A 21,101-nucleotide genomic window follows, 5' to 3' on the forward strand; every position below is an offset into this window, starting at 1 on the left:
GGCGCCGGCCACCCGGGTGGCACGCTGCAGCCAGCCGACCCAGGAGGATCCGTGGCCCTGTTCGCCCTGACCTACCGCTACATCGACGACCCCGACGCCGTCGCCGCCCACCGTCCCGTCCACCGCGAGTACCTCGACGGCCTGGTCGGGACGGGGGAGCTGGTGGTGGCGGGGCGCCTGGGCGAGCCCGGCCCGGCGGGCGGCCTGCTCGTGTTCGACGTGCCCTCCGCCGAGCGGGTGCACGAGCTCGCCGACGCCGACCCGTTCTGCGTGCAGGGGGTGGTGGCGGAGCGGACGGTGCAGAGCTGGCCGGTGACGATCGGGGCCGAGCGGCTGGAGCCGCGGGAGCGGTAGCGGCGGGCGCGGTCCCCGGAGGGGGCCCGCCGACCGCGCCCACCGGCCTCGCCCGCCGACGGGAGCCCCACCCCGCGAGTCGGGGTCTCGTTGCGAGCGTGTCGGGGTGACGTGGACTCGGGGCGTCGTGGAGGCGGGGTGCCGTGTTGCCGGGTTGCGGGTGACCCTCACGACCGGGGCGCCACCACCCCCGTTACCTTCTTGATCAAGCCCGATGAGGGCTTGCAGGCCACCGGTCACGGCATGACTTGTCGCCCCTGTCGTCGATGATCTGGGGGGTGTTGTCACCGTGGTCGGAGGGCGCCAACGACCGCTGATAGAGACCTGACCCGCTCGCGTGGTCTGCTCGTAACGTGGCTGCCGGCGCGGGTGCCCGGGTCGGCCTGCCCCAGCGGCTAAGGAGGCGTCGTTGTCGAAGTCCGACAAGATCCCCGAGCACGACTTCACCGTGTTCTGTGGGCTCGACGTAGGCAAATCGGTGCACCACGCCTGCGCGCTGGACCCGACCGGGCAGCGGCTGCACGACAAGCCGCTGCCCAACGACGAGACCGCGCTGGCCGAAATCTTCCAGCAGCTGTCCGTGCACGGACGGGTGCTGGTGGTCGTCGATCAGCCCGCCTCGATCGGTGCCCTGGCCGTCGCGGTCGCCCGGTCACTGGGGATCGAGGTCGCCTACCTGCCCGGGTTGGCGATGCGCCGCATCGCCGACCTGCACCCCAGACAGGGCAAGACCGACGCCCGTGACGCCTACGTCATCGCCGACGCAGCCCGCACCATGCCCCACACCCTGCGCCGGGTCGGCACCGACGACGAGATCCTCGCCGAACTCACCGTGCTCGCCGGCTACGACGACGACCTCGCCGCTCAGTCCACCCGGCTCATCAACCGCCTGCGCGACGCCCTGCTGCACGTCCATCCCGCGCTGGAACGCCTGCTCGGACCCCGTATGGACCGCGGCGGGGGTACTCGACCTGCTCGCCGCCGCCCCCACACCCGACGCGCTGCGCCAGCTCGGCGAGGACGGCATCACCGCCGCGATGCGCCCTCGCTCGCCGCGGCTGGCCAAGACCCTGCCCGCGCAGATCCTCGCCGCGCTCGACGCCCAGACCGTCGTCGTCCCCGGCACCACCGCGTTCGGCCGCGTCATCGTCGGCGTCGCCACCCAACTGCGGGAGGTCCGCGCCGAGCGCGACACATTGGCCGCCGAGCTCGAGTCCCGCCTGGAGGCCCACCCTCTTGCCGAGGTCCTGATCTCGATGCCCGGCCTCGGGTTCAGGACCGCCCTCAAGATCCTCACCATCGTCGGGGACGGCGCCGCGTTCCCCACCGCCGGGCACCTCGCCGCCTACGCCGGCCTCGCTCCCGTCACCCGCAGATCCGGGACCTCGATCAAGGGCGAGACCCGCTCCCAGCGCGGGAACCACGCCCTGAAGTCCGCGCTGTTCTTGTCGGCGTTCGCCAGCCTCGCCGACCCGACAAGCCGCGCCTACTACGACCGCAAACGAGCCCAAGGCAAGCGGCACAACGCCGCATTGATCTGCCTCGCCCGCCGCCGCACCGACGTCATCTACGCCATGCTCCGCGACCGCACGCCCTACGCACCGCCAACGTCCTCGGAGCCTCGCCCGGCGCCCGCCGCCGCTTGACAACCCCATAGAGACACCCCCCGCGAGTCGGGGTCTCGTTGCGAGCGAGTCGGGGTCTGGTTGCGCGCGAGTCCGGCGCCGGCGCCGCTCAGCACCGGCTCCGTGCGCGACACACCGGCTGCGACCGGTGTGCGAAGTACGGAACCGGTGTGTCGACCGCGGCCACCGTGGACCGCGCGCTGTCGGCCGACGGGGTCGCGAGCTGCGCTCCTGGTGGCGTCCTGCGCGCGGCCGGACGTGCGCAGCTCGCCACAGGGTGTGCGAGACCGCCTCGCTCGGCCCGCCGCCTGCCGCCGCACACCGGTTCCGCGCCCGGCACACCGGTTGCAGTTGGTGCGTGGCGCACGAGACCGGTGCGTCGGGAACGGCGCGCGGCTTCCACCCGACTCGTACGTGATGAGGCCGCGACGCGTGCACCACCACACCCCGACTCGCTCGCAACGAGACCCCGACTCGCGGGGAGAAGTGGCCGAGCGCCCCACTCCTGACACTGCGGGGGCTGCCCGCTTGCCGGCGCCGGCATCTCGTCGGCCTGAGGCTCGGCCGCCCCGGAGGCTCGCTGGCCCCCGAGTCACGCCCGGCCCCGAGGCTCGCGCGCCCCGAGGCTCGCGCGCTTCGAGTCCCGCTCGCCCGGAGGCTCACCGCCCGGGGTTCACCGCCCGGGGCTCACCGCCCGGAGGCTCACTGCCCCGAGGCTCACCCGCCCCGAGGCCGCGCCACCCGCCGGTGATCGTCGTCTGGGAAGCGAATGCGACGCCTCCCGCCGCTTTCGCTTCCCAGGCGGTGATCATGGGGGCGTCAGCGCTGGACCGTGATCCTCCCCGCCGTCCGCACCACCCGCCCCACGCGCAAGGCCAGGTGCTTGGCGTAGCCCAGCACCAGGGCGCTGTAGCCGGGGGTGGGGCCGCGGTAGAACAGGAAGCCGCGGGGGCCGTCGACCATCCGGCCGGTCCGCACGTCGTAGCGGCTGGCGTGCCAGGGGCAGACCAGGCAGCCGTCGGCGTCGACGGTGCCCTTGCTCAGGTCGGCGAGCTGGTGGCGGCAGCGCCGCGACACCGCGAAGTCCTCGCCCCTGCTCGTCCCCACCGCCCACTGGCCGACGCGGCGGACGGTGCCGGGCGGGGTCGGGACGTCGGGGATGGAGGTGTCGGAGAGGGATGCGTCGGTCACGGTGCCTCCGGAGGAGTGGTGGGCGGCCGGTCCGGGCTTACCCGCAGACCGGCCGGCCACACCACTCCGCCAGCCACACCACCCCAGGGGCGTCAGGCCCGCGCGATGTCGCCCACGAACGCGGCCACGCGGTCGACGAGCTCCTTCTGGTGGGGCTCCAGGTCGTGCCCGCCCATCCCGCCGACGACGGGCAGCAGGCCGTCGTCCATCACGTGCACCCCGGCGAGCGTCTCGATCGTGGCAAGGCCGCAGAACGGCACGTAGACCGGGCTGTACCCGCCCTCCTGCACGAGCACCAGCCGCCCGCCGGCCGAGCGCGCCGCGGCCTCCATGACGGTCTCGGTCAGCGTGATGAACCCGCGCGTCGTGACGAGCTGGCGGGCCAGCGGGTCCATCGCGTTGGGGTCGAAGCCCGAGGCGACGATGATCAGCTCGGGCGCGAACGCCTCCAGCGCCGGCCCGATCACGGTGCGCGCCGCGTACTGGTACGCGCCGTCGCCGCAGCCGACCGGCATCGGGATGTTGACGTTGTAGTGCTCGCCCGCGGCCGTGCCGCGCTCCTCGACCAGGCCGGAGTTGGGCGGGAAGCAGCGGTCCTGGTGCAGCGAGATCGTCAGCACCGACGGGTCCTCGGCGAAGATCGCCTGGGCGCCGTTGCCGTGGTGCACGTCCCAGTCGACGATCGCGATCCGCTCGATCCCGAGCACCGCCTGCGCGTGCTTCGCCGCGATCGCGACGTTGTTGAAGATGCAGAACCCGAGCCCGGTCTCGGGCAGGGCGTGGTGCCCGGCCGGGTTGACGAGCGCGTAGCCGTTGTCGACGGTGCCAGCGACGACGGCCTCGGTCATCGCGATCGCGCTGCCCGCCCCGAGCGCGGCGATGCGGTAGGCGCCCTTGCCGAAGGGCGAGATGCCGTCGCCCGCGTCGCCGCCCTTGGGCTGCGCGCTCTCCCGCACGATCCGCTCGACGTGCTCCGGGGTGTGGACCCGCGTGAGCTCCTCGACGGACGCGGTGCGCGGCGCGATCCGCGTGAGGTGGTCGACGAGCCCGGACACGCAGATCAGCTCGTGCATCCGGCGCTTCGTGTCCGGGTGCGCGACGTGGTGGGAGATGGGCTGGTGGCCGAGGTCGGGGTCGGCCGGGAACAGCGTGCCGCTGCCCGTGTCGTGCCAGCCGAAGATCTCGTCCCACAGGTAGCCGGTGGTCATCGGGCTCCTCTACGTCGTGCGGCGGTCGCGGATGCGCTGCAGCTTGCCGACCGAGCGCTCCAGCGAGTCGGGCTCGACGACCTCGCAGGTGACGCTGACGCCGATGCCGTCCTTGACCGCCTTCACCAGCTCGGCGGCCGCGGCCGCGCGGCGCTCCGGCGTGGTGTCGTGGCGGGCCTCGACGCGCACCGACAAGGCGTCGAGCCGGCCCTGCGTCGTCAGCTCGAGCTGGAAGTGCGGCGCGAACCCCGGCGTGCGCAGGACGATCTCCTCGATCTGCGTGGGGAACAGGTTGACCCCGCGCAGGATGATCATGTCGTCGCTGCGGCCGGTGATCTTCTGCATCCGCCGCATCGCGGGGCGGGCGGTGCCGGGGAGCAGGCGGGTGAGGTCGCGGGTGCGGTACCGGATGATCGGCAGCGCCTCCTTGGTGAGCGAGGTGAACAGCAGCTCGCCCTCCTCGCCGTCGGCGAGCGGCGTGGCGTCGAGCGGGTCGACGACCTCGGGGAGGAAGTGGTCCTCCCACACGTGCAGCCCGTCCTTGGTCTCGACGCACTCCTGCGAGACGCCCGGGCCCATCACCTCCGACAGCCCGTAGATGTCGACCGCGTGGATGTCCATGCGCTCCTCGATCTCCAGGCGCATCTGCTCGGTCCACGGCTCGGCCCCGAACACCCCGACCTTGAGCGACGACGAGCGCGGGTCGATGCCCTGGCGCTCGAACTCGTCGATGATCGTGAGCAGGTAGGACGGCGTCACCATGATGACGTCGGGCTCGAAGTCGGTGATCAGCTGGACCTGGCGCGGGGTCATGCCGCCGGAGATCGGGATGGCCGTGGCGCCCAGCTTCTCGATGCCGTAGTGCGCGCCGAGGCCGCCGGTGAACAGGCCGTAGCCGTAGGCGTTGTGCACCTTCTGCCCCGGACGGGCGCCCGCCGCGCGCAGGGACCGGGCGATGAGGTCGGACCAGCGGTCGATGTCGCCCTCGGTGTAGCCGACGACCGTGGGCTTGCCCGTGGTGCCCGACGACGCGTGCACCCGGCGGACGTCGGCCTGCGGCACCGCGAACATCCCGAACGGGTAGTTGTCGCGCAGGTCGGCCTTGCTCGTGGTCGGGAACTTCGCGATGTCGCCGAGCTCGCGGCAGTCGTCGGGGTGCACGCCGTGCGCGTCGAAGGCGTGGCGGTAGTGCGCCACGTTCTCGTAGGCGTGGCGCAGCGTCCACTGCAGCCGGCCGAGCTGCAGCGCGCGCAGCTCGTCGACCGACATCCGCTCGGCCGGGTCGAGGGTGTCGGGGGCCGGGGCGTCGCCGAGCCGGCGGGCGGTGGTGGTCATGACTCCTTCTTCGCGACGAGGGTGAGGACGTCGTAGCGGGCCACCGACTCGCCGTCCTGGCGCGTGACGTCGGCGTCCCAGCGGACCTCACCGTAGGCCGCGGAGTCGCGCGGGGTCAGCTGCTTGCAGGTGAGCGTGACCGTGAGGGCGTCGCCGAACTTGACCGGCGTCAGGAACCGCAGGTTGTCGACGCCGAAGTTGGCGAGCACGGGGCCCGGGTCGGGGTCGACGAACAGGCCCGCGGCGAGGGAGACGATGAGGTAGCCGTGCGCGACGCGCTCCCCGAACAGCGGGTTGGCCGCGGCGGCCTCGGCGTCCATGTGGGCGTAGAACGTGTCGCCGGTGAACTCGGCGAAGTGCTCCACGTCCTCCTGCGTGACGGTCCGGGGCCCGGCGACGAGCGTGTCGCCCGGCCGCAGCTCCTCGAGGTGCTTGCGGAACGGGTGGACGTCGGACTCGCGGCGCTCGGCACCGGTGACCCAGCGGCCGGTGATCGCGGCGAGCGTGTCGGGGTCGCCCTGGATCGCCGTGCGCTGCATGTGGTGCAGCACGCCGCGGATGCCGCCCATCTCCTCGCCGCCGCCGGCGCGGCCGGGACCGCCGTGGACGAGCTGCGGCATCGGCGAGCCGTGGCCCGTCGACTCCTTCGCGTCGCGGGCGTTGAGCACCAGCAGCCGGCCGTGCCAGGGTGCGACGCCGAGGACGACCTCGCGGGCCCACGCCGTGTCGGCCGTGACGAGCGAGCCGGCGAGGCTGCCCTGGCCGCGGGCGGCGTAGTCGATCAGCTGGGCGGTGGAGGAGTACGGGAGGATCGTCGAGACCGGGCCGAACGCCTCGACCTCGTGGGGCTCGGTGCGCTCCGGGTCGCCCACCAGCAGGATCGGGGAGAGGAACGCGCCGCGGTCGGCGTCGCCGTCCTCCACGTCGACGCGGTCGGGGTCGCCGAACACGATGCGCCCGGCGTCGGCCAGCGCCTTGACGCTGCGCCGGACCTCCTCGCGCTGCTCCAGGCTCGCCAGCGCGCCCATCCGGGCCGACGCGGGGTTGCCGACGGTGACCTTCGCCAGCCGCGCCGACGCCGCCTCGACCACGGCGTCGACGTGCTCCTCGGGCACGAAGGCGCGGCGGATCGCGGTGCACTTCTGGCCCGCCTTGACCGTCATCTCGGCGACGAGGCCCTTGACGAACAGGTCGAACTCGTCGGTGCCGGGCGCGGCGTCCGGGCCGAGCGCGGAGAGGTTGAGCGAGTCGGCCTCCGCGGTGAACCGCACGGCGTGCCGGACGATCGCGGGGTGCGTCCGCAGGGTCTGCGCCGTGGACGCCGAGCCGGTGAAGGAGACGAGGTCCTGGCCGGTGAGGTGGTCGAACAGGTCGCCGACCGAGCCCGCGACGAACTGCCACGCGCCCTCGGGCAGCAGCCCCGAGCCGACGACCAGCTCGGTGAGCTTCGCGGTGAGGAACGCCGTCGGGCTCGCCGGCTTGACGATGCTGGGCACCCCGGCGAGGAACGCGGGCGCGAACTTCTCCAGCGGCCCCCACACCGGGAAGTTGAACGCGTTGACCTGCACCGCGACGCCGTGCAGCGGGGTGCACACGTGCTGGCCGAGGAACGTGCCGCCGCGGCCCAGCGGCTCCACGTCGCCGTCGACGTAGACGGTGTCGTTGGGCAGCTCGCGCTTGGCCTTAGAGGCGTAGGCGAGCAGGACGCCGATGCCGCCGTCGACGTCGAACTTGGAGTCCCCGAGCGTGGCGCCGGTCTGCGCCGACACCGCGTACAGCTCCTCGCGGTGCTCGCGCAGGTGCTGGCCGAGCGCCTTGAGCAGCGCGGCGCGCTGGTGGAAGGTCAGCGCGCGCAGCGCGGGCCCGCCGACGGTGCGGCCGTACTCCAGGGCTCCGGCGAAGTCGAGGCCGTCGGAGGAGATGCGGGCGATCTCCGCACCGGTGACGGCGTCGTGCAGGGGGCGTCCCTCGCCGGTCGCGGTGTGCCAGTCGCCCATGACGTGGCTGCGGAGTGTGGGGGTGCTCAAGAGGTGTCTCCCAGTTCTCGGTCGGGGAAGGTCAGACGCGCTCGATCAGGAGGGCCACGCCCTGACCCACGCCCACGCAGAGCGAGGCGAGGCCGCGGCGGCCGCCCTCCCGGCGCAGCCGGTGGGCGAGGGTGAGGGTGATGCGGGCGCCGGAGCAGCCCAGGGGGTGGCCCAGGGCGATGGCGCCGCCGTCGGCGTTGACGGTCTCGGGGTCGAGCCCGAGGCGCCGCACGCACGCGAGGCTCTGCGCGGCGAAGGCCTCGTTGAGCTCGACGGCGTCGAGGTCGCCGACCGACCAGCCAGCGCGGTCGAGCGCCCTGCGCGTGGCGGGCACCGGGCCCAGGCCCATGACGTGCGGGGCGACGCCGGCGCTCGCGCCGACCACGATCCGCGCGAGCGGCGTCAGGCCGTGCTCGCGGACCGCCCGCTCGCTCGCGACCACGAGCGCGGCGGCCCCGTCCGACAGCGGCGACGCGTTGCCGGCGGTGACGACGCCGCCCTCGCGGAAGACCGGGCGCAGGCGCCCGAGCGACTCCGCCGACGCGTCGGGCCGGGGCCCCTCGTCGGCGGTGACGACGACCGGGTCGCCCTTGCGCTGGGGGACGGGGACGGGCACGAGCTCGTCGTCGAAGCGGCCGTCCTTGGCCGCGGCGGTGGCGCGGGCGTGGCTGCGCACGGCGAACTCGTCGCACTCGGCGCGCGTGATGCCGTCGAGCGCGGCGACCTCCTCGGCCGTCTCGCCCATCGACAGCGTGACCGGTCCCTCGGTCTCGGTGTGCACCTCGGGCGCGGCGCGGTCCATCGCGGTGAAGCGCGGGTTGGTGAAGCGCCAGCCCAGCGAGGTGTCGGCGACCTCGCCCGGCTTCGCCCACGGCGTGCCCGGCTTGGCCATCACCCAGGGCGCGCGCGTCATCGACTCGACGCCGCCGGCCACGACGACGTCGGCCTCGCCCGCGCGGATCGCGTGCGCCGCGTTCGTGACGGCCGTCAGGCCGCTCGCGCAGAGGCGGTTGACGGTGTAGCCGGGCACCGTCGACGGCAGGCCGGCCAGCAGCAGCGCCATGCGCGCGACGTCGCGGTTGTCCTCGCCGGCCTGGTTGGCGGCGCCGAGGACGACCTCGTCGACCGCGTCGCCGGGCACCCCGGCCCGCCGCACGGCCTCGGCCACGACCAGCGCGGCGAGGTCGTCGGGGCGGACGCCCGCGAGCGCTCCGCCGTACTTGCCCTGCGGGGTGCGGGCCCCGCTCACCAGGAACACGTCGGTCATCTGAGTCCGTTCCAGCGTCGTCGGCGAACGATCGTTCGGTTGTGGGGGAGGCTAGCATGACCCGGGTGGAGACCAACAGTGCTGCAGGCGACGCCGCCGTCCTCGTCACCGCCGACGAGAAGGACCCGGCCGTCGCGATCGTCACGCTCAACCGGCCGGCCAGGCGCAACGCGCTCACCGTCGAGCTGAAGGAGGCGCTGCTCAGCGCCCTCGAGGGCGTGGCGGCGGACCGGTCCGTGCGGGCCGTCGTGCTGACCGGGACGGGCAAGTCGTTCTGCGTCGGGCAGGACCTCGGCGAGCACGTGCAGGCGCTCGAGGCCGACGCGGCCACCGCGTTCGCGACCGTCGAGAAGCACTACAACCCGATCGTCCGGTTGCTCGCCACGATGCCCAAGCCGGTGATCGCGGCCCTCAACGGGGGAGCGGTGGGCGCCGGCCTGGGCCTCGCGCTCGCCTGCGACCTGCGCGTCACCGCCGACACCGCCACGTTCGCCACGGCCTTCGCGGCCATCGGCCTCACCGCCGACTCCGGCCTCTCGGCCACGCTCGTGCACTCCCTCGGCGCCGCCCGCGCCACCGAGCTCCTGCTGCTCGGCGAGTCCTTCGACGCCGCCGCCGCGCAGGCGTCCGGGCTGGTCCGGGCCGTCGTGCCGGTCGAGGAGGTGCTGGGTGCGGCGCTGGACCTCGCGCGCACGCTCGCCGCCGGCCCGACGCTGGCCTACGCCGAGATCAAGCGGGCCGTCGCGATCGGGGCGGTGTCGCCGCTGGACCGCGTCCTGGAGGAGGAGAGCGCCGGGCAGGGCCGCCTCGGCGTCACCCGTGACCACCGCGAGGCCGTGGACGCGTTCCTCGCGAAGCGGCGGCCGTCGTTCGAGGGCGCATGAGCGCGGCCCCCTCGGAGCCGCCGGCGCCGGTCGTCCGCACGCGCCGCGCGCGTGGCGAGGCGGGCGCCCGCCGGCCCGTCTACGACGCGTCGTCGCTGCTCGCGGTGGCCGTCGCGGAGTTCAACACCCGCGGCTACGACGCCACCAGCATGGAGGACCTCTCCCGCGCGGCCGGCATCACGAAGTCGTCGTTCTACCACCACGTGCGGGGCAAGGAGGAGCTGCTCCGGGCGGCCCTGCACCGCGCGCTCGACGGGCTGTTCGGCATCCTCGAGGAGCCGGCGGCGCAGGACGGACCAGCGCTGGAGCGGCTGCAGCACATCATCCGCCGCCAGGTCGAGGTGCTGACCTCCGAGCTCCCGTACGTCACGCTGCTGCTGCGGGTCCGGGGCAACACCGGGACCGAGCGCTGGGCGCTGGCCCGGCGCCGCGCGTTCGACGCGTCGATCGCGTCGCTGGTGGCCGAGGCCGTGGCCGACGGCGAGGTCCGCTCGGGCGTCGACCCGCTGCTGGCCGCGCGGCTGCTCTCGGGCACCGTCAACTCGATCATCGAGTGGTACCGCCCGGGGCGCCCGGGGACCGAGGAGCTGCCCGACGACATCGTCCGGGTCGTCTCCGACGGCATCATCCCGCCCGCCTGACGCAGCGCGTCACACGTCCGCCCGGTTGCGCCGCGGGCACGGGTGCGCCATCATCAGACGAACGAACATTCGGTTACGGAGGATTCCCATGACGGTGACCGAGGACCGCCCCGGTCCTGCACTGGACCTCGAGGCCGGCTTCGACCGGACGATCGAGGCCGACCAGCGGATCGAGCCGCGCGACTGGATGCCCGAGGCCTACCGGAAGACCCTCATCCGCCAGATCGCCCAGCACGCGCACTCCGAGATCATCGGGATGCAGCCGGAGGGCAACTGGATCCTGCGGGCGCCGTCGCTGCGCCGCAAGGCGATCCTGCTGGCCAAGGTGCAGGACGAGGCCGGGCACGGCATGTACCTCTACGCCGCGGCCGAGACGCTCGGCGTCGACCGCGAGGAGCTCACCGAGAAGCTCATCGACAGCAAGCAGAAGTACTCGTCGATCTTCAACTACCCGACGCTGAGCTACGCCGACATCGGCGTCATCGGGTGGCTCGTCGACGGCGCCGCGATCTGCAACCAGGTGCCGCTGTGCCGCTGCTCCTACGGCCCGTACGCGCGCGCCATGGTCCGCATCTGCAAGGAGGAGTCGTTCCACCAGCGGCAGGGCTTCGAGCTCCTGCTGGCGATGGTCAACGGCACCGACGCGCAGCGCGAGATGGTGCAGGAGTCGGTGAACCGCTGGTGGTGGCCGTCGCTGATGATGTTCGGCCCGCCCGACGACGACTCGCCCAACTCCGCGCAGTCGATGGCGTGGGGCATCAAGCGCCACACCAACGACGAGCTGCGCCAGCGCTTCGTCGACATGTCGGTGCCGCAGGCCGCCGCGCTCGGCGTCACGCTGCCGGACCCGGAGCTGGTCTGGAACCCCGAGCGCAAGGCGCACGACTACGGGGAGCCGGACTGGGACGAGTTCAAGGCCGTCATCGCCGGCTCCGGCCCGGCCAACGCCCAGCGCGTGGCGCACCGGCGCCGCGCCCACGAGGGCGGCGCCTGGGTGCGCGAGGCGGCGCAGGCGTACGCGGAGAAGCAGGCGGGGGTCCGGGCATGAGCGGGGAGTTCACCGCGGAGGGCGGCCACGGGGCCGTGCCGACCGAGGGCGTCGAGACGGGGCAGGGCGTCAAGCCTTCGCGCCGCGCCTGGCCGCTCTACGAGGTGTTCGTCCGCGGCAAGCGCGGGCTCAACCACGTCCACGTCGGCTCGCTGCACGCCGCCGACGACGAGATGGCCCTGCACAACGCCCGCGACGTCTACACCCGCCGCAACGAGGGCGTCTCGATCTGGGTCGTGCGCGCCGACGCGATCACGGCGTCGAGCCCGGCGGAGAAGGACCCGTTCTTCGCGCCGGCCGGCGACAAGGTCTACCGGCACCCGACGTTCTACGCGATCCCGGAGGAGGTGCCGCACCTGTGAACACCCACCACACCGAGGTCGAGGAGCACGACGCGACGAACGCGTACCAGTCGCTGTCGGAGACCACCGGCCACGACGACCCGCGCTGGGCGTTCGGGACCGGCATCGTCGAGGAGGCCGGCGCGGAGATCACGTCGCCGGTGCCCGACGGCGTCGACCCGGCCGACCTCGCCGCCTACTGCCTCATGCTCGGCGACGACGCGCTGATCTACAGCCACCGCCTGTCGGAGTGGGTCAGCAACGCCCCGGAGCTGGAGGAGGAGGTCGCGCTGGCCAACACCGCGCTCGACCTGCTCGGCCAGGCCCGCGTGCTGCTCGCCCGCGCCGCGCACCTGCACGGGGGCGGGGCCACCGAGGACTCGCTGGCCTACCTGCGCACCGACGGGGAGTTCCGCAACGTCGGCCTCGCCGAGCTGTCCGACGACCTCGACTTCGCCCGCGCCGTCGTCCGGCTGCTGCTGTTCTCGACCTGGCGCCTCGCGGTCCTGCACCGCCTGCAGGACTCGGCCGACCCGGTCGTCGCCGCCGTCGCGGCCAAGGGCGTCAAGGAGCTGACCTACCACCGCGACTACGCGGCCCGCTGGATGCTGCGCCTGGGCGACGGCACCGCCGAGTCGCACCGCCGCGCGCAGGACGCGCTCGACGCGCTGTGGCCCTACGTCGGCGAGCTGTTCCGCACGTCCGACGAGGAGCGCCGGCTCGTCGACGCCGGGGTGGCCGTCGACCCGGCCGCGGTGCGCGAGGAGGTGGACGGCGTGCTCGACCAGGTCCTCGAGCGCTCGACGCTGACCCGCCCCGACCGCCCGTTCATCGGCACCATCGGCGGGCGCAGCGGGCGGCAGGGGCTGCACACCGAGCAGCTGGGGCACGTGCTGGCCGAGATGCAGAGCCTGGCGCGGCAGCACCCGGGTGCGACGTGGTGACCCGGGCCGTGAGTGGTAACGAGTGCTCCAGCACTCGTATCCACTCACGGGTGGCACGCGCCGTCGTCGCCGACGTCGTCGACCCCGAGATGCCGATGCTCACCCTCGACGACCTCGGCGTCGTCCGCTCCGTCGACGTCGACGGCGACGCGGTCACCGTCACCATCACCCCGACCTACTCGGGCTGCCCCGCCATCGACGAGATGCGCCACGACATCGGCGCCGCCCTCACCCGCGCCGGGTACGCGCGCGTCGACGTCCGGACGGTGTTCTCGCCGGCCTGGAGCACCGACTGGATCAGCGACGCCGGCCGCCGCAAGCTCGCCGAGGCGGGCATCGCCCCGCCCGGCCGCGCCGCCACCCGGCCCACCGGCCCGATCCCGCTGACGCTCGGCGCGCCGTCGTCGTCGGTGCGCTGCCCGCACTGCGGCGCGCCCGCCACCGACGAGCTCTCCCGCTTCGGGCCCACCGCGTGCACGTCCCTGCGCCGCTGCCCGTCGTGCCGCGAGCCCTTCGAGCACATGAAGGAGATCTGATGACGGCCGCCACCACCGAGGTCGTCGAGCCGCGCACCAGCGGGTTCCACCCGCTGCGGGTCGCGGCCGTCGAGCGCCTCTGCGAGGACGCCGTCGCCGTCACCTTCGACGTCCCCGACGAGCTCCGCGAGACCTACGCCTTCCGCCCCGGCCAGTACCTCACGCTGCGCCAGGAGACCGCCGACGGCGAGGAGCGCCGGTCGTACTCGATCTGCGCGCCCGCCGGCGCCGCCCCGCGGGTCGGGGTGCGCCGCGTCGCGGGCGGGCTGTTCTCCGAGTGGCTGGTCGACCGGCTGGAGGCGGGCGACGAGGTCGAGGTCGGGCCGCCCGCGGGCGCGTTCACCCCCGAGCTCGAGGCCGGCACCCGCCACGGGCTGGTCGCGGCCGGGTCGGGCATCACACCGGTGTTGTCGATCGCCGCGTCGCTGCTCGCCGCGCACGACGACACCCACGTCACCCTGCTCTACGGCAACCGCCGCACCGACACCGTCATGTTCACCGAGGAGATCGCCGACCTCAAGAACGCCTACGGCCCGCGGCTGCACCTGCTCAACGTGCTCTCCCGCGAACCCACCGAGGCCGACATCTTCAACGGCCGCCTCGACGCCGAGCGGATGCGCACGCTGTTCGGCGCGCTCGTCGACGTCGAGGACACCGACCACTGGTGGCTGTGCGGCCCGCTCGGGATGACCGAGGACGCGGTCACGGTGCTCACCGAGCTGGGCGTGGACCGCAAGCGGATCCACCGCGAGCTGTTCTACGTCGACGAGCCGCCGCCCGAGCCCACCCGCGCCGACGACGAGGCGCCCGACGGCGAGGGCAGCGAGGTCACGGTCGTGCTCAACGGCCGGTCGACGACGCTCACGCTGCCGCGGGACGTGTCGGTGCTCGACGCCGCGCAGAAGGTTCGCGGCGACCTGCCCTTCGCCTGCAAGGGCGGGGTGTGCGGGACGTGCCGGGCGAAGGTCGTCGACGGCGACGTGACGATGCGCCGCAACTTCGCGCTGGAGGACGACGAGGTCGAGGCCGGGTTCGTGCTGACCTGCCAGACGCTGCCGGTCTCCGACTCGGTCACGATCGACTTCGACAGCTGAGGGGCTCCCGGGCCCGAACAGCTCACGTCCCGGCGCGCCGCCGCACCTCCCGCGGCGGCGCGCCGAACCAGCGTCGCACCGCCCGCGTCAGCGCCGACTGCTCGGCGAGCCCGACCATCGCGGCGACCTGCGACAGCGGCAGGTCGGTGCGGGTGAGCAGGCGGTGCGCGGTGTCGCGGCGCACGTCGTCGAGGATCGCGCCGAACGTCGTGCCCTCGACGGCCAGGTAGCGCTGCAGGGTCCGCGGGTGCAGCGCCAGCAGCCGGGCGACGGCGTCGACCCGCGCGGGCGAGGTGCCCAGCGACTGCGCCAGCGCACCCCGGACGCGGGGCGCGACGATCCGCCCGGGCTCGGGGAAGTGGCTCTCCAGGAACTCGACGGCGATGCCGTGCAGCATCTCGTCGCCCCCGCGCACCGGGGTGGCGGCGAGCTCGGCCGGCACGCGGAGCACGGCGTGCGGGCGGTCGAACAGGACGTCGGCGCCGAAGAACGCGATGTAGCGCGACACCGGCGCGAGCGGCGGGTGCGGCAGGTGCGCCGCACGCAGCCCGTACGGCCCGGCGCGCAGCAGGCCGACGACGCGGTGCAGCAGCCCCAGGCCCAGGTCGATCGACTGCGGCGGGATGGTCTCGGCGTCGCGGCTGCCGTAGCGCAGGCCGACGACGCCGCGCGCGCCCTCGGGATCGGGCACCTGCTCGACGCTCAGGGCGGGGCTGTGCACGAACAGGAAGCGCGAGGCGCAGTCCAGCGCGTCGCCCATCGTCTGGGCGCTCTCGACGGCGATCGCCAGCGGTCCCAGCACCTCGGGGCCCTGGTGCTCGGCCAGCCGCAGCCCGAGGTCGGGGCACCCGAGCTCGGCGGCGGCGGTCTCCAGGAGGCGGCCCGCGGTGTGCGCGGGGATCACGGCGTCGTCGACGTCGACGGCCTCCGGAGGCACGCGGAACCGGGCCAGCAGCGCGGCGCCGTCGCCGCCGAGCTCGTCGACCAGCGGTTGCAGACCCCGCAGCGCCGCGGCGCGCACCATGGACCCCATGTCGCGCAAGGGTAAATGGTTGTCGTGCAGGGTCAAGTGGTGGTCGGCGCCGGCGGGCACACTGGGGCCGTGACCGCCGACCAGAGCAGCAGTGCCGTGACCCCGCCGGAGCACGTGGACGTCCTCGTCGTCGGAGCCGGGCTGTCCGGCATCGGCGCCGCGTGGCGCCTGCAGCAGGAGCGCCCGGGCTCCACGTACGCGATCATCGAGGCGCGCGACGCCATCGGCGGCACCTGGGACCTCTTCCGCTACCCGGGCGTGCGCTCGGACTCGGACATGTTCACCCTCAGCTACCCGTTCCGGCCGTGGACCGACCCGAAGTCGATGGCCGACGGCGAGAGCATCCGGCGCTACATCACCGAGACCGCCGCCGAGGGCGGGATCGACCGGCACATCCGGTTCGGCACGCGCGTCGTGAGCGCGTCCTGGTCGTCGGCCGACGCCCGCTGGACGGTCCGCACGCGCTCCGCGGCCGGCGTGCAGGAGCTGACCTGCGGCTTCCTCTACGTCTGCACCGGCTACTACGACTACGCGCACGGCCACCAGCCCGCGTTCGCCGGGCTCGACGACTTCACGGGCGAGTTCGTCCACCCGCAGTCCTGGCCCGCCGACCTCGACCACACCGGCAAGCGGGTCGCCGTGATCGGCAGCGGCGCCACGGCCGTCACGCTCGTCCCGGCGATGGCCGGGACCGCCGCCCACGTGACGATGGTGCAGCGCTCCCCGTCGTACCTGACGGCGCTGCCCGGCACCGACGCGCTCGCCGACAGGCTGCGCCGCGTCCTGCCCGCCGGGCTCGCGCACAAGCTCGTGCGGGCCAAGAACGTCGCCCTGACGCAGGCGTTCTACCAGCTCAGCCGGCGCCGCCCGGAGCGCGTCAAGGCGATCCTGCGGAGCATCGCGCTGCGCTTCCTCAAGGACCCCGCGTACGTCGACGAGCACTTCACGCCGACCTACCAGCCCTGGGACCAGCGCCTGTGCGTCGTCCCGGACGGCGACTTCTTCCGCGCCGTCCGCCGCGGCGACGCGTCGGTCGTGACCGGGCACATCGACCGCTTCGTGCCCTCGGGCATCCGGATGACGACCGGCGAGGTCGTGGAGGCCGACGTCGTGGTGTCGGCGACCGGGCTCTCCCTGCTGGCCTTCGGCGGCATCGAGCTGAGCGTCGACGGCACGCCGGTCGACCTCGGCGAGGAGGTCACGTACCGCGGCGTGATGCTCAGCGGCGTCCCCAACTTCGCGTACTGCATCGGCTACACCAACGCGTCGTGGACGCTGCGCGCCGACCTGTCCTCCCGCTACGTCACCCGCCTGCTCGGCTACATGCAGCGCCGCGGGTACGCCATCGCCACGCCGTCGCGCGAGGCCGCGGGGGAGGGGCGCCGGCCGCTGCTGGACCTCAGCTCGGGCTACGTGCAGCGCGCCATCGACCGCTTCCCGCGCCAGGGCGCCCGGAACCCGTGGACGACGCGCCAGAACTACGTGCTCGACGCCCTCACCGCGCCGTGGGCCGACCTGCGCCGGGACATGGCGTTCACACCTGTGTCCGCGCCCGCGCCTGTGCCTGTGCCTGCGCCTGCGCCCGCCGCCCGTCCCGTTTCCCCGGAGACCGCCCTGCAGGAGAGCGCCCGATGAAGCCCTACCGGTTCGCCGGCCGCACCGCCGTCCTGACCGGTGCCGCCAGCGGCATCGGCGAGCAGCTCGCGCACGGCCTCGGCCTGCGCGGCAGCGACCTCGTGCTGGTCGACCGCGACGCCGAGCGCCTCGACGCCGTCGCCGCCGCGGTGCGCGAGCGGCACCCCGGGATCGCGGTGTCGACGAAGGTCGTCGACCTCGCCGACCGGGCCGCGACCGCCGCGCTCGCGCAGGAGGTCCTCGCCGAGCACCCGCGGATCGGGCTGCTGATCAACAACGCCGGGGTCGCGCTCGGCGGGCGGTTCGCGCAGCTCACGCTCGAGGAGTTCGAGTGGGTCATGGACGTCAACTTCCGTGCGCCCGTCGTGCTCACCCACACGCTGCTGCCGGCGCTGACCGCCGAGCCCGGCGGGCACCTCGTCAACGTCTCCAGCCTGTACGGGCTGATCGGCCCGGCGGGGCAGTCGGCGTACTCGTCGAGCAAGTTCGCGATCCGCGGGTTCAGCGAGGTGCTGCGCCACGAGCTCGCGCCGCTGGGCACCGGCGTCACGCAGGTGCACCCCGGCGGGATCCGCACGCGCGTCGCGGAGAGCGCGCGGGTGGGGTCCGGGGTGTCGGCCGAGGAGGTCGAGCGGAGCCAGCAGGCGTTCCGGTCGCTGCTGACCTACCCGCCCGAGAAGGCGGCCGAGGAGATCCTCGACGGCGTCGAGCGCCGGCGGACGCGCGTGCTGATCGCGGCGAGCGCGAAGGTCCCCGACGTGCTGGCGCGCGTGCTGCCCGGCTCCTACGGCGGGGTGCTCGACAGGCTGACCGCCGTGCTGGCGAAGCGGGCGCGGGCGTGAACGGGGCGTTCGTCGACGTCCGCGGCGCGCGGGTCCGGGTGCACGAGAGCGGCGACCCCGCGCTCCCGCCGGTCGTGCTGCTGCACGGCATCGGCCGGAGCCTGGAGGACTGGGAGCCCCAGCACGAGCGCCTCGCCGACGACCACCGCGTGATCAGCCTCGACATGCCCGGCTTCGGGTTCTCGCAGCGCCTGCCCGGGCCGGTCACGCTGCGCTCGCTGGCCGACGGCGTGCTGGCGACGCTGGACGCCCTCGGCGAGCACCGCCCCGTGCACCTCATGGGCAACTCGCTCGGCGGGGCCGTCTCGCTGCAGGAGCTGGCGCTCGCGCCGGAGCGGGTGGCGACGCTGACGCTGGTCAACAGCGCCGGGTTCGGCAAGGAGGTGGCGATCGCGCTGCGCATCCTCGCCGTGCCCGGGGTAGGCAGGCGGCTGCTCGACGGGGTCGACCGCACGGCCGCACGGCGCACCGAGCGCGCCCTGTTCTTCGATCCCTCCTTCGTCACCGACGAGCGCGTCGAGCACGCGATGGAGGTGGCGCGGCAGCCCGGCCAGGCCGAGGTGTTCCTGGAGGCGGCCCGCGAGCTCGGGACGTTCCGCGGGATCCGGGCGGCGTGGCGGTCGGCGCTGCTCGAGGAGGTGGCCCGCCACCCCCGCCCCACGCTGGTGGTGTGGGGCGACCGCGACCTCGTCCTCCCGCCCCACCACCTGCGCGCCGCCCGGGCCCTGCTCCCGCACGCCCGCACCCACGTCTTCGCCGACACGGGGCACGTGCCACAGGTGGAGCGGGCGGACGAGTTCGCCCGGTTGGTGCGGAGGACGGTGCTGGCGGAGGTTCGGGAGCGGGTGGAGGCGGGGTAGGGCGGTCGTCGCCTTCCGCCCGTCGGGGTCGTGTCGGGGGTGGGCGGCGCACGCGTCGGTGTCCGGCGCAGGTCCGGAGGGGTGGGCGGCGCGGGTCGGCGGTGGGGCGCGTTCCGCGCAACGCGGGGCGTGGCGGGGAGCGGGAGGTGCGCACCCTTCGGCCTCCCGCGCATGTCCGGTCGGGTGCGCGGCGTCGGGAGGTGCGCAGTTCGGCGGACGGTGCTGCGTTCCGCGGAACGCGCGGGCTGGGCGCCGGCGCGTCCCCCCTGCCGTGATCACCGAGACCGTGACGCCGCGGCCCGCACGACGACCACCACGTCGCACTTCCGCGATCACCGGGGCCGGGCCGCCCCCTCCCGGCGGTGATCAAGGCAGGATGGTCGTGTTGGGTGATCCACTGACGACCATTCGCCTTCGATCGGCGGGCGGGGGCCGAGGGTGCGTCGGGGGGCGCGGGGCGGTGCGAGTCAGGTGGCTTGGTCGAGGGTGCGCGGGGCGGGCAGGTGCGGGTGCGGTGCGGGGCGCAGGCCGGAGCGTTCCGCGGAACGCGACGTCGCTGGGTGAGCGCGGGCTGCACCCGTCGGCTTCGAGCGCACGTTCGGACGTGTGCGAGCTGGGCGGTGCGCGGGTCGGCGGCGGTGAGGCGCGTTCCGCGGAACGCAGCGCTGGTGTGGGAGCGCGAGGTGCGCACCCTCCGGCCTCCCGCGCATGTCCGGTCGGGTGCACGGAGCCGGGAGGTGCGCAGTTCGGCGGACGGTGCTGCGTTCCGCGGAACGCGCGGGCTGGGCGTCGGCGCGTCCCGGCCCTGCCGTGATCACCGGGACCGTGCCGCCACGGTCCCCACAACGACCACCACGTCGCACTCCCGATGATCACCGGCCACTGTCCGCCCCCTCCCGGCGGTGATCAAGGGGAGATGGCCGTGCTGAGTGATCCACTGATGACCATCCGCCCTTGATCGCCGGGTGGGGCGCGGGCGCACGGGGTGCGCGGGGGCGGGTGCGAGCCGGGTGGGTCGGTCGAGGGGGCACGGGGCGGGCGGGTGCGGGCGCGGGACGCAGGCCGGAGCGTTCCGCGGAACGCGGCGCTGGCGGGTGAGTCCGGGCTGCGCGCCCGTCGGCCTCCCGCACGTCCGGACGTCTGTGCGGCGCGGGTCGGCGGTGGGGCGCGTTCCGCGGAACGCGGTGCTGGCGGGGAGCGCGAGGTGCGCGCCCGTCGGCCTCCCGCATGTCTGGACGTGTGTGCGGCGCGGGTCGGCGGTGGGGCGCGTTCCGCGGAACGCGGCGCTGGCGGGTGAGTTCGGGCTGCACGCCCGTCGGCCTCCCGCCCACGTCCGGACGTGTGTGCGGCGCCGGGAGGTGCGCGGGGTGCTGCGTTCCGCGGAACGCGCGGGCCGGGCGCCAGGCGCGTCCCGCCCCTGCCGTGATCACGGGAACCGTGACATCACGGCCCCCACGACGACCACCACGTCGCACTCTCGGTGATCACCAGCCCGGACCGCCCCATCCCGGCGGTGATCAAGGGGCGGATGGTGGTGAGTGATCCACTGACGACCATCCGCCCTTGATCGGCGGGCTGGGCCGGGGCCGAGCGCCCGAGTGCGGAACGCCCGGAAAGTCGTCGAGAACTGCTGTAACCCCGGCCCCCTCCCCGGAGTCCTTCCTGATGACACCACGAGCCACGCCGATCCTGGAGGACCCGATGTCCGAGTGCTACGCCCCCGAGATGACCGACATGTCCCACGCCGTCGACACCACCGACGAGATCGAGCTCCCGCTCACGCCCGAGTACTCCGCCACCGACACGGCCCACGAGTACGTCGACCTCGACGGCGACGGCTACACCGAGACCACCCTGATCGACTCCAACTACGACGGCCACATCGACGCGGTCCTCACCGACGTCGACGGCGACTTCTACGACGACGTGGCGCAGTTCGACAACGTCCCGGCCGACGGGCTCTTCGTGGCCGATGTGGCCGCGGTCGCCGAGCAGGCCGACGGCCTGGCCGACCTGGTGTTCGACGACACCGACCTCAACGGGATCTTCGACGTCGTCACCGCGGGCGGGGACGAGCCGCTGCCCTACGCGAACCCGTACGAGACCTCCGCCGGCGTCGCGCCCCTGGGCGTCTGACTCCCGGCCGGTTCCGCGGAAACGGCACCCGCACCGCGTTTCGACCCCTCGCGCCCGGGTAGCCGGGCCGCGACGGGAGGCCGCCGGCGCCGCCCGCGAG

The 21,101-nt window shown here is 74.2% G+C and carries 18 protein-coding genes and 1 pseudogene; 13 read left to right on the forward strand and 6 right to left on the reverse strand.

Annotated features, from left to right (window positions below; all coding sequences use genetic code 11):
• The first annotated feature begins 51 nt into the window (after window positions 1-51).
• Together HOP40_RS18145 and HOP40_RS18150 are read left to right on the forward strand one after the other, a co-directional pair.
• On the forward strand, window positions 52-354 hold the full coding sequence (locus tag HOP40_RS18145; RefSeq protein WP_172160167.1) for a YciI family protein: 303 nt from the start codon (window positions 52-54) through the stop codon (window positions 352-354).
• 427 nt (window positions 355-781) lie between these two features.
• Window positions 782-2,000 (forward strand): annotated as a pseudogene (locus tag HOP40_RS18150) (IS110 family RNA-guided transposase).
• A gap of 798 nt (window positions 2,001-2,798) precedes the next feature.
• Here HOP40_RS18150 and HOP40_RS18155 read toward each other — a convergent pair.
• The 5 genes from HOP40_RS18155 to HOP40_RS18175 form a co-directional block, all read right to left on the reverse strand.
• The gene (locus tag HOP40_RS18155; RefSeq protein WP_205346804.1) at window positions 2,799-3,170 is read right to left on the reverse strand and encodes a Rieske (2Fe-2S) protein; all 372 of its coding nucleotides are present in this window, start codon (window positions 3,168-3,170) and stop codon (window positions 2,799-2,801) included.
• Between the two features lie 92 nt (window positions 3,171-3,262).
• The gene (locus HOP40_RS18160; protein ID WP_172160169.1) at window positions 3,263-4,378 is read right to left on the reverse strand and encodes a class II histone deacetylase; all 1,116 of its coding nucleotides are present in this window, start codon (window positions 4,376-4,378) and stop codon (window positions 3,263-3,265) included.
• A gap of 9 nt (window positions 4,379-4,387) precedes the next feature.
• Window positions 4,388-5,713, reverse strand: a complete 1,326-nt coding sequence (paaK, locus tag HOP40_RS18165; protein ID WP_172160171.1) for a phenylacetate--CoA ligase PaaK — start codon at window positions 5,711-5,713, stop codon at window positions 4,388-4,390.
• Window positions 5,710-7,740, reverse strand: a complete 2,031-nt coding sequence (paaZ, locus tag HOP40_RS18170) for a phenylacetic acid degradation bifunctional protein PaaZ (RefSeq protein ID WP_275691297.1) — start codon at window positions 7,738-7,740, stop codon at window positions 5,710-5,712. The genes paaK and paaZ overlap by 4 nt, the downstream gene beginning before the upstream one ends.
• 31 nt (window positions 7,741-7,771) lie before the next feature.
• Window positions 7,772-9,007 (reverse strand): thiolase family protein, encoded by a 1,236-nt coding sequence (locus HOP40_RS18175; protein ID WP_172160173.1) that lies wholly within the window; start codon window positions 9,005-9,007, stop codon window positions 7,772-7,774.
• Window positions 9,008-9,063: 56 nt separating this feature from the next.
• On the opposite strand from HOP40_RS18175, the gene HOP40_RS18180 reads away from it, so the two are divergent.
• The 7 genes from HOP40_RS18180 (at window position 9,064) to paaE (ending at window position 14,495) form a co-directional block, all read left to right on the forward strand.
• Entirely contained in the window at window positions 9,064-9,891 is an 828-nt protein-coding gene (locus HOP40_RS18180; protein ID WP_172160175.1) for an enoyl-CoA hydratase-related protein, read from the forward strand.
• A complete protein-coding gene (locus HOP40_RS18185; protein ID WP_172160177.1) occupies window positions 9,888-10,532 on the forward strand; it encodes a TetR/AcrR family transcriptional regulator in 645 nt (214 codons plus the stop codon). Before HOP40_RS18180 ends, HOP40_RS18185 begins: the two co-directional genes overlap by 4 nt.
• Window positions 10,533-10,620: 88 nt before the next feature.
• Window positions 10,621-11,580 (forward strand): 1,2-phenylacetyl-CoA epoxidase subunit PaaA, encoded by a 960-nt coding sequence (gene paaA, locus HOP40_RS18190; RefSeq protein WP_172160179.1) that lies wholly within the window; start codon window positions 10,621-10,623, stop codon window positions 11,578-11,580.
• A gap of 35 nt (window positions 11,581-11,615) precedes the next feature.
• Window positions 11,616-11,942 carry a 1,2-phenylacetyl-CoA epoxidase subunit PaaB gene (gene paaB / locus HOP40_RS18195; protein WP_205347326.1) on the forward strand — a complete coding sequence of 109 codons (327 nt, stop codon included), beginning with the start codon at window positions 11,616-11,618 and terminating at the stop codon, window positions 11,940-11,942.
• Window positions 11,939-12,865 (forward strand): 1,2-phenylacetyl-CoA epoxidase subunit PaaC, encoded by a 927-nt coding sequence (gene paaC / locus HOP40_RS18200; RefSeq protein ID WP_172160181.1) that lies wholly within the window; start codon window positions 11,939-11,941, stop codon window positions 12,863-12,865. The genes paaB and paaC overlap by 4 nt, the downstream gene beginning before the upstream one ends.
• Window positions 12,866-12,915: 50 nt before the next feature.
• The gene (gene paaD / locus HOP40_RS18205) at window positions 12,916-13,401 is read left to right on the forward strand and encodes a 1,2-phenylacetyl-CoA epoxidase subunit PaaD (RefSeq protein ID WP_275691298.1); all 486 of its coding nucleotides are present in this window, start codon (window positions 12,916-12,918) and stop codon (window positions 13,399-13,401) included.
• Entirely contained in the window at window positions 13,401-14,495 is a 1,095-nt protein-coding gene (gene paaE / locus HOP40_RS18210; RefSeq protein ID WP_172160182.1) for a 1,2-phenylacetyl-CoA epoxidase subunit PaaE, read from the forward strand. The genes paaD and paaE overlap by 1 nt, the downstream gene beginning before the upstream one ends.
• Before the next feature lie 22 nt (window positions 14,496-14,517).
• Here paaE and HOP40_RS18215 read toward each other — a convergent pair whose 3' ends face one another.
• The gene (locus HOP40_RS18215) at window positions 14,518-15,528 is read right to left on the reverse strand and encodes an AraC family transcriptional regulator (protein WP_172160183.1); all 1,011 of its coding nucleotides are present in this window, start codon (window positions 15,526-15,528) and stop codon (window positions 14,518-14,520) included.
• Window positions 15,529-15,597: 69 nt separating this feature from the next.
• On the opposite strand from HOP40_RS18215, the gene HOP40_RS18220 reads away from it, so the two are divergent.
• From HOP40_RS18220 to HOP40_RS18235, 4 genes are all read left to right on the forward strand, one after another.
• Window positions 15,598-17,163, forward strand: a complete 1,566-nt coding sequence (locus HOP40_RS18220; RefSeq protein WP_240157131.1) for a flavin-containing monooxygenase — start codon at window positions 15,598-15,600, stop codon at window positions 17,161-17,163.
• Window positions 17,160-18,005, forward strand: coding sequence for an SDR family NAD(P)-dependent oxidoreductase (locus HOP40_RS18225; protein ID WP_172160185.1), 846 nt, complete (start codon window positions 17,160-17,162; stop codon window positions 18,003-18,005). Before HOP40_RS18220 ends, HOP40_RS18225 begins: the two co-directional genes overlap by 4 nt.
• On the forward strand, window positions 18,002-18,865 hold the full coding sequence (locus HOP40_RS18230) for an alpha/beta fold hydrolase (RefSeq protein ID WP_172160186.1): 864 nt from the start codon (window positions 18,002-18,004) through the stop codon (window positions 18,863-18,865). The genes HOP40_RS18225 and HOP40_RS18230 overlap by 4 nt, the downstream gene beginning before the upstream one ends.
• A 1,665-nt stretch (window positions 18,866-20,530) precedes the next feature.
• Window positions 20,531-21,001, forward strand: a complete 471-nt coding sequence (locus HOP40_RS18235) for a hypothetical protein (RefSeq protein ID WP_172160187.1) — start codon at window positions 20,531-20,533, stop codon at window positions 20,999-21,001.
• The last annotated feature ends 100 nt before the right edge of the window (window positions 21,002-21,101 follow it).

It is taken from the genome of Pseudonocardia broussonetiae, from assembly GCF_013155125.1.
GTDB lineage: Bacteria > Actinomycetota > Actinomycetes > Mycobacteriales > Pseudonocardiaceae > Pseudonocardia > Pseudonocardia broussonetiae.

Bases quoted from the DNA above. Each gene is read 5' to 3' on its own strand.
- HOP40_RS18160 (WP_172160169.1), bottom strand. From the start codon at position 4,378: ATGACCACCGGCTACCTGTGGGACGAGATCTTCGGCTGGCACGACACG.
- paaK (WP_172160171.1), bottom strand. From the start codon at position 5,713: ATGACCACCACCGCCCGCCGGCTCGGCGACGCCCCGGCCCCCGACACC.
- HOP40_RS18175 (WP_172160173.1), bottom strand. From the start codon at position 9,007: ATGACCGACGTGTTCCTGGTGAGCGGGGCCCGCACCCCGCAGGGCAAG.
- HOP40_RS18180 (WP_172160175.1), top strand. From the start codon at position 9,064: ATGACCCGGGTGGAGACCAACAGTGCTGCAGGCGACGCCGCCGTCCTC.
- HOP40_RS18185 (WP_172160177.1), top strand. From the start codon at position 9,888: ATGAGCGCGGCCCCCTCGGAGCCGCCGGCGCCGGTCGTCCGCACGCGC.
- paaA (WP_172160179.1), top strand. From the start codon at position 10,621: ATGACGGTGACCGAGGACCGCCCCGGTCCTGCACTGGACCTCGAGGCC.
- paaE (WP_172160182.1), top strand. From the start codon at position 13,401: ATGACGGCCGCCACCACCGAGGTCGTCGAGCCGCGCACCAGCGGGTTC.
- HOP40_RS18215 (WP_172160183.1), bottom strand. From the start codon at position 15,528: ATGGGGTCCATGGTGCGCGCCGCGGCGCTGCGGGGTCTGCAACCGCTG.
- HOP40_RS18225 (WP_172160185.1), top strand. From the start codon at position 17,160: ATGAAGCCCTACCGGTTCGCCGGCCGCACCGCCGTCCTGACCGGTGCC.
- HOP40_RS18235 (WP_172160187.1), top strand. From the start codon at position 20,531: ATGACACCACGAGCCACGCCGATCCTGGAGGACCCGATGTCCGAGTGC.